Origin of the sequence: Rhodococcus sp. H29-C3 (genome assembly GCF_030063405.1) — a bacterium.
GTDB lineage: Bacteria > Actinomycetota > Actinomycetes > Mycobacteriales > Mycobacteriaceae > Rhodococcoides.
The window spans coordinates 1-760 of the sequence record NZ_JASITC010000068.1 but is presented as its reverse complement, the minus strand read 5'-3'; the positions used below and the strand labels follow the sequence as shown (position 1 = coordinate 760).

The 760-nt window shown below is 62.1% G+C and carries 1 pseudogene; it reads right to left on the bottom strand.

The features are described 5' to 3' along the window. Window positions 1–186, bottom strand: a pseudogene (locus tag QMK32_RS25205) (IS3-like element ISMyma3 family transposase); the annotation flags it as partial. Window positions 187–760: the final 574 nt, after the last annotated feature.

Genomic DNA, 760 nt, shown 5'->3' with positions numbered 1-760 from the left:
GCCCGGGCCGTCGACGGGCACCTTCCGAACCCACTGGCGAACGGTCTCAGCGGCACCCACGCCGAGCAAATCCGCGGTCTTGCGCATCGCCGCCCACTCGGTATCGCCCTGCGCCACCAACCGGGCCGCCATGTCCACGGCATCCTTCTTCAATTCCGCCGAGTACCGCTTCGATCCTGCTGCCATGAGGTTTCATCTTTCCCTGAGACGAACCCTCCGGAAACACCGGGACGGATCAGTATCTGCCGGTCCGTGCACCTGCCAGGAGGCCAAATGGTGGGTGGCCACTCTATTCGCACCAACACGTGTGTGTTGACGGTTCGGTCACCACCGATCCTCGACCGCTTCTTCGATCATGAAGCTTCAGGCGGGGAGTGTCGTGTAAGTGGCGCATCATCACCGCCGCCGCGGTGGCCGTCGACGGACCGGCACCGGCTTACTCGACACTAAGCATGACGTCGGTCGACTTCACCAGGACGGTTGTGGTGGTGCCCACGGCGAGCCCGATCTCTTCTACGGCTCCCTGGTAACGGAGTTGCGGGTGGACAAACGCACGATTTCTCCTGTGTTTGGTGGACTCTGGGCGCCACTGTACGGGCGCGATTCCATAGTCCCGAACGGATTTGCGGGTACTGATCCGTCCCGGTGTTTCCGGAGGGTTCGTCTCAGGGAAAGATGAAACCTCATGGCAGCAGGATCGAAGCGGTACTCGGCGGAATTGAAGAAGGATGCCGTGGACATGGTGGCCCGGTTGGTGGCG